The 6,139-nt window shown below is 70.4% G+C and carries 7 protein-coding genes; 5 read left to right on the forward strand and 2 right to left on the reverse strand.

Annotated features, from left to right (window positions below; genetic code table 11):
* Window positions 1–3 precede the first annotated feature (3 nt).
* A complete protein-coding gene (locus tag ACFWFZ_RS32760; RefSeq protein ID WP_387127378.1) occupies window positions 4–813 on the forward strand; it encodes a type III pantothenate kinase in 810 nt (269 codons plus the stop codon).
* Window positions 814–854: 41 nt separating this feature from the next.
* On the opposite strand, the gene ACFWFZ_RS32765 is transcribed toward ACFWFZ_RS32760, so the two are convergent.
* Entirely contained in the window at window positions 855–1,292 is a 438-nt protein-coding gene (locus tag ACFWFZ_RS32765; RefSeq protein ID WP_387127381.1) for an ATP-binding protein, read from the reverse strand.
* 200 nt (window positions 1,293–1,492) lie between these two features.
* Here ACFWFZ_RS32765 and ACFWFZ_RS32770 point away from each other — a divergent pair, with 200 nt between their 5' ends.
* Window positions 1,493–2,344 carry a helix-turn-helix domain-containing protein gene (locus ACFWFZ_RS32770; RefSeq protein ID WP_387127383.1) on the forward strand — a complete coding sequence of 284 codons (852 nt, stop codon included), beginning with the start codon at window positions 1,493–1,495 and terminating at the stop codon, window positions 2,342–2,344.
* 14 nt (window positions 2,345–2,358) lie between these two features.
* The gene (locus tag ACFWFZ_RS32775) at window positions 2,359–2,559 is read left to right on the forward strand and encodes a DUF397 domain-containing protein (RefSeq protein WP_387127385.1); all 201 of its coding nucleotides are present in this window, start codon (window positions 2,359–2,361) and stop codon (window positions 2,557–2,559) included.
* 84 nt (window positions 2,560–2,643) lie between these two features.
* On the opposite strand, the gene ACFWFZ_RS32780 is transcribed toward ACFWFZ_RS32775, so the two are convergent.
* A complete protein-coding gene (locus ACFWFZ_RS32780; protein WP_387127387.1) occupies window positions 2,644–2,853 on the reverse strand; it encodes a hypothetical protein in 210 nt (69 codons plus the stop codon).
* Between the two features lie 197 nt (window positions 2,854–3,050).
* Here ACFWFZ_RS32780 and ACFWFZ_RS32785 point away from each other — a divergent pair, with 197 nt between their 5' ends.
* A complete protein-coding gene (locus ACFWFZ_RS32785; RefSeq protein ID WP_387127390.1) occupies window positions 3,051–4,175 on the forward strand; it encodes a DUF5937 family protein in 1,125 nt (374 codons plus the stop codon).
* 251 nt (window positions 4,176–4,426) lie between these two features.
* Complete coding sequence (locus ACFWFZ_RS32790; RefSeq protein ID WP_387127393.1) at window positions 4,427–5,977, forward strand: M28 family metallopeptidase; 1,551 nt, start codon at window positions 4,427–4,429, stop codon at window positions 5,975–5,977.
* The last annotated feature ends 162 nt before the right edge of the window (window positions 5,978–6,139 follow it).

Genomic DNA, 6,139 nt, shown 5'->3' on the forward strand with positions numbered 1-6,139 from the left:
CCGGTGCTCCTCACCATCGACGTAGGCAACACCCAGACGGTCCTGGGCCTGTTCGACGGTGACGAGATCGTCGAGCACTGGCGGATCTCGACCGACCCGCGGCGCACGGCCGACGAGATGGCCGTGCTGATGCAGGGCCTGATGGGCATGCACCCGATGCTCGGCAGCGAGCTCGGCGACGGGATCCACGGCATCGCGATCTGCTCGACGGTGCCGTCGGTCCTGCACGAGCTGCGCGAGGTCACCCGGCGCTACTACGGCGACGTGCCGGCGGTGCTGGTGGAGCCTGGCATCAAGACGGGCGTGCCGATCCTGATGGACAACCCGAAGGAGGTCGGCGCGGACCGCATCATCAACGCGGTCGCGGCGGTCGAGCTCTACGGCGGCCCGGCGATCGTGGTCGACTTCGGTACGGCGACCACCTTCGACGCGGTGTCCGCGAAGGGCGAGTACGTGGGCGGGGTGATCTCGCCGGGCATAGAGATCTCGATGGAGGCGCTCGGCGTACGCGGCGCCCAGCTGCGCAAGATCGAGCTGGCCCGGCCGCGCCACGTGATCGGCAAGTCGACGGTCGAGGCGATGCAGTCGGGCGTGATCTACGGTTTCGCGGGCCAGGTCGACGGGGTCGTGGCCCGGATGGCCAAGGAGCTGGTCGGGCCGCACGGCGATCCGGACGACGTCCGGGTCATCGCGACCGGCGGTCTGGCCCCGATGGTGCTGGGCGAGTCGTCGGTGATCGACGACCACGAGCCGTGGCTGACGCTGATCGGGCTGCGGCTGGTGTACCAGCGCAACGCGCCGAACTTCGAGTGACGCCGCCGGGAGGGGGGCCGCGGATACGGCCGCCCTCCCGGTCAGGCGCGGACTTCGACCCACAGCAGCTTTCCCCCGGCGTCCCCGTACAGCCCCGTCCCGCCGAGCGGATAGCCGCCCCAGTTGGCGGCGTACGCCCGTACGAGGAACAGCCCGCGGCCCCGCTCGGCGCCCGACTGCGGTGGTGCGACGGGAGCGTCCGCTCCGAAGGGCGCAGGGATGTGCGGATTGCTGTCCCAGACGCTGACACGCAGCCGGGTGGACCCCATGGCCCGCAGCCGGAGCGTGTACGGGCCGTCGGAGTAGAGGTAGGCGTTGGCCAGCAGCTCACCGGCCAACAGCTCGGCCGTCTCCGCGAGTTCGCTCATCGCGTGCGTCCGGAGTACGGACCGCAGGGTCTGGCGGGCGAGGCCGGGGGCGCGGGGATCTTGCGGGAGTTGCAGGCTGTAGGCCCACGACGGAGATACGGTGGCAGGCATGGAAGTCTCCGATCCCGGAGGGGTGTTGGTGGCATGCGCTTGCTGCCCGGTGACCGTGCCGCTCCGTCGAGCGGGGTACTTCCGGGCGGGGTGGCCTGCGTCCCAGACTAGGGGTCGAGCAAGTGTTATTTGCGCAGATCCCATGGGATCCAGGCCCTCATTCGCTCGTGTGAGTGAGACAGTCGCCGGGAGGGAGTGCAATGGCAGGGCGGGTAGCACTGACGGCCCGACGCATCCGCGTCGCCGTTGAGCTGCGCAAGTTGCGGGAACGCTCTGGGCTCACGACGACCGAGGCCGCACGTCAACTCGGCACCAGTCAGGGCCAGCTGAGCAATGTGGAGACGGGCAGGTTCGGAGTCAGTCCCGAACGCGTCCACGCCATGGCACAGGTGTACTCCGTCTGTGACCCCCTGCTCGTCGACGCACTGGCCGCCATGGCAGGCGATCGCACGAAGGGCTGGTGGGAGCAGTACAGGGGGATCCTGCCGCCTGGCCTCCTCGACCTCGCCGAGCTGGAGCACCACGGTCTGGCGCTGCGCGCCGCCTACACCGTCCACGTGCCCGGCCTGCTGCAGACAGCGGAGCACGCCCGGGAGATCTTCGGGCACGTGCTGCCGCCGCTGCCCCAGGGGGACGTTGAGCAGCGCGTGGCCCACCGCATCAAGCGGCAGGAGGTACTCCACCGCGACGACCCGATCCCGTACACCGCGATCATCCACGAGGCAGCCCTGCGGATGAAGTTCGGCGGGCACGCCGTCGTGCGGGCCCAGTTGGCCCACCTGCTGGAGATGGGGGAGCTGAGCCATGTCCGGATTCTGGTGATCCCCTTCGACGCGGGTTCCTTTCCCGGGTCGGGCCAGTCGATCTACTACGTCCACGGGCCCGTGCCGCAGCTCGACACCGTCCACCTCGACCAGTCCCACGGCCCGGCACTGGTCGACGCCGAGGCCCAGCTCGCCAAGTACCGGCTGCTTCTGGACCGCATGGAGGGCGCAGCCCTCACATGCGGGAAGAGCCGGGATTTCATCCACAGCATCCTGCGCGCCCTGTGAACGGAGAAGTCCCCATGACTCGGCTCAGCTGGCGAAAGTCGTCGTTCTGCCAGGAGGGAGAGGCCTGCGTGCACGTTGCGACGACCGCCCGGAACGCGGCCGTGAAGGTGGCCGGCAGCGCCGACCCCGGCGAGGACCACCTCACCGTCTCCCCCGCCGCGTGGTCGGCCTTCCTCCAGGCGGTCAAGGGTGCCCCGGGGGTGCGACAGGGCTGATCCAGGGCCGGGCAATGGCGGACGGTCTGCCTGCACGGGTCGGCAGTCACCGTCCGGCGGTCACCGGTCACTCCCGGGCACGGTTCAGCACGGGTGCGGGCGGGTCAGCATCCGGCGCAGGGCGGCACGCCAGGGGTGGCGGGCCTCGCCGCCGTCCATGACGGCCCGGAACTGCTGGTAGGAGCGGGCCGCGCGGACCACGGCGACGTCGTCCCGGCCGGGCGGCGGGGGCATCGGGGCGCCGTGCTGGGACGCGCGGTAGGTGTCGACGAGGTACTGCTCGATCGCTGTCATGCATCCACCCTCACCCCGTCGGCCCCGGCGCGCACGACGGTTGACGTTCCCCGTCAAACGTCCCCGGCCGAAAGCCTCCCGGGCGCCGACGACCACTCGTCCGGCCGCCGGGCCGGGGCCCGCGCGGCCACCCGTACGGCGGCGCCGAGCGGCCGGAGCGGACGTCTCCGACGTGCGGGAACGTACAGAATGGCCCGATGAGCGTCACCATCGACATCGCCGGGCTCCCCAGTGAGCGGATCACCTTCGCGCCGTCCCCGCTCGCGGAGCTCTGCATGGCCCTGCACGCTCTCTCGCAGCCGGGACACCACCCGCGGCTCACCTCCTGGACCACCGCCACCTCGGCCTCGCTCGATCCGTGTCTCGCGGACCGTCTGCTGGAGGCCGAGTTCCTGTGGCGCAGCTCCTTCTCCGACATCTTCATGCCCTTCGCCGGACTCCCCGGGGAGTCCGGGCGGCCGGCGGCGACGCTGGCCGAGGAGCTCGACGTACTGGACCGGCTGGACGACGAGCGGTTCGTGGCGGCCGCGCTGGAGCACTGCTGGCTGGCGCTCTACGACGAGGGCGGCTTCCCGTCGCCGCTGCACGACCCGGCGGCGCGGGCCAGGGCCCTGGAGACGGCCGCCGCGCGCGGCCCAGGGCAGCTGGGCTTCTCCCTGCGCCTGCTGGACGACCCCGGCGCGGTACGGGTATGGCTCCGGCGGCTGCTGGAGGACTGCGACGAGGCGTTCTTCGCCGAGACGTGGAAGCGCCTGGAGCCCGGGCAGAGCGCCGACGCCCGGCACAAGGCCGAGCTCCTGCGCCGCAAGGGGCTGCGGGCCGCGCTGGAGGACGTCTCGACGGCCCTGAGCGTCGACGAGGGCCTCACCACCATCACCGCCGACAAGATGGTCCACGGGACCACCACGGCCACCGATCCCCGAATAGGCAGCGGCCTCGTCTTCGTGCCGACCAACTTCGGCTGGCCGCATCTGCTGGTGCTGCACGCGCCGCAGTGGCTGCCGGTCGTCCACTACCCGCTCGGCACCCCCGAACCGGCCTCCGGGCCGGGCTCGGTGGAGCTGCTCCAGCGGCGGATGGAGGCGCTGGCGCACCCGATGCGGATGCGGCTGTGCCGGAGTCTGGCCCGGGCCCCGTACACGACGGGCGAACTGGCGAACGTGTACGGGATCACCGCGCCGGAGGTGTCGCGGCACCTGGCCGTCCTGAAAAAGGCCGGTCTGATGCATACGCGGAGACAAGGCCGCTATGCCCAGCACCAGTTGGATCTGGGCGCTGTTGCGCGTATCGGCTCCGACTTCATCGAGGGCATCCTCCGCTAGGACCAATCAGCGCGCGGATGGCCGGATTTGACCGGCCCAGAGTCACCGATATACGGAATTCATAAACCGAAGTCAGCGAAAACTCTGGCCATGATGGCTACTTGCTGTCTAACGTGCGCTCACTGTTCCCCCACGTAACGCGCACCGCGTCCGCAAGGCCGGTCCGTCGTGTTCCGCCGCGCTGTGCCCTGCTCCGCTTTGTCGTGCCCCGCTACGCCTGCCCTGCTCGCCTCTGTCGTGGAAGGACCTTCATGCCCTCACGTCGTATAGCCGCAGCAACCGCCGCCCTGGCAGTCGCGGCCCTCGTCTCACCGCTGCTGCTCGCCGGACCGGCCGGCGCCACCAGCCCGCAGAGCGACGCCGCCCGCGGCGACGCGCTGGCCCGCAAGCTGGTCAAGAACGCGACCGGCAAGGGAGCCTTCAACCACCTCAAGGTCCTGCAGTCGATCGCCGACTACAACAACGGCAACAGGGCGGCCGGCTCCAAGGGCCACGAGCAGTCGGCCAAGTACGTCGAGGCCGTGATGAAGGCGGCCGGCTACAAGGTCACGCGCAACGAGTTCGACTTCGTGTACGTCGAGACGCTCTCCGAGAAGCTCACGGTGAACGGTGCGAACGGGCGCGACGTCCCGATGCACCTGATGACGTACACGACGAGCACCCCCGAGGGCGGCGTGACGGCCGAGGTCGCCGTCGCCCCGGTCGACGCGGACGGGACGAACGGCTGTGAGCCGGGCGACTTCGCCGCCGGCGCCTTCACCGGCAAGATCGCCCTGGTCAAGCGCGGCGGCTGCACCTTCGCGGCCAAGCAGGCCAACGCGGCCGCGGCCGGCGCGGTCGGCGCGGTCATCTACAACAACACCGCGGGCGCCCTGAACGGCACCATAGGAGACCCCAGCGCGGGCAAGGTCCCGACGGGCGGCATCACCCAGGAGGACGGCGAGAAGCTGGCCGCCGAGGCCGCCGCCGGTCCGGTCGAGCTCACCCTCGACATCCGCGAGCTGCGCGAGAACCGCAAGACCTTCAACGTCATCGCCGAGACCAAGGGCGGCGACGAGAACAACACCGTCTTCCTCGGCGCGCACCTCGACTCCGTCGCGGCCGGCCCGGGCATCAACGACAACGGCTCCGGCTCGGCGGGCATCCTCCAGGTCGCCCAGCGCCTCGCGAGTGAGCAGAAGAAGGTCAAGAACAAGGTCAAGTTCGCCTGGTGGTCTGCGGAGGAGTTCGGCCTGCTCGGCTCCGAGGCGTACGTCGCCGGTCTGACGGACGCGCAGAAGAAGCAGATCAAGCTCTACCTGAACTTCGACATGATCGCCTCGCCGAACGCCGCGTACTTCGTCTACGACGGCGACGACTCCGACGGCGTCGGCGCGGGCCCCGGCCCGGAGGGCTCCGCCCAGCTGGAGAAGGGGATCACCGACTTCCTCGACTCGAAGAAGATCCCGCACGCGGGCACGGACTTCTCCGGCCGCTCGGACTACGGCCCGTTCATCGAGGTCGGCATCCCGTCCGGCGGCACCTTCACCGGCGCCGAGGGCATCAAGACGCCCGAGGAGGCCGCGAAGTTCGGCGGTCAGGCCGGTGTCGCCTACGACGTGAACTACCACGGCAAGGGTGACGACATCACCAACATCGACCACAAGGCGCTCGACATCAACGTCGACATCATCGCGGACGCGGTCGGCCACTACGCCCACGACCTCGCCCCGCTGTCGAAGCCGGTCGTGTCGACGCCGACCCCCGGCGGCAGCGGCGGTGGCGGCGGCCTCCACACGGGCCACGACGAGGTCACGCAGTAGTAGTCGCACACCGACGGCCGAGGGGGCCGGGATCCCGCGAACGGGATCCCGGCCCCCTCGCCGCTCCTAGGGTCTGTATCGAGTTGCCCCGTGGAGCAAGGAGCGGCGTTCGGTGCGTGCCCTCGGCGTGCGGGACGCATGTCCTCGTAGCGGAGCTACTAG

Origin of the sequence: Streptomyces sp. NPDC060232 (genome assembly GCF_042726555.1) — a bacterium.
Classification (GTDB): Bacteria; Actinomycetota; Actinomycetes; order Streptomycetales; family Streptomycetaceae; genus Streptomyces.

Bases quoted from the DNA above. Each gene is read 5' to 3' on its own strand.
- ACFWFZ_RS32765 (WP_387127381.1), bottom strand. From the start codon at position 1,292: ATGCCTGCCACCGTATCTCCGTCGTGGGCCTACAGCCTGCAACTCCCG.
- ACFWFZ_RS32770 (WP_387127383.1), top strand. From the start codon at position 1,493: ATGGCAGGGCGGGTAGCACTGACGGCCCGACGCATCCGCGTCGCCGTT.
- ACFWFZ_RS32775 (WP_387127385.1), top strand. From the start codon at position 2,359: ATGACTCGGCTCAGCTGGCGAAAGTCGTCGTTCTGCCAGGAGGGAGAG.
- ACFWFZ_RS32780 (WP_387127387.1), bottom strand. From the start codon at position 2,853: ATGACAGCGATCGAGCAGTACCTCGTCGACACCTACCGCGCGTCCCAG.
- ACFWFZ_RS32785 (WP_387127390.1), top strand. From the start codon at position 3,051: ATGAGCGTCACCATCGACATCGCCGGGCTCCCCAGTGAGCGGATCACC.
- ACFWFZ_RS32790 (WP_387127393.1), top strand. From the start codon at position 4,427: ATGCCCTCACGTCGTATAGCCGCAGCAACCGCCGCCCTGGCAGTCGCG.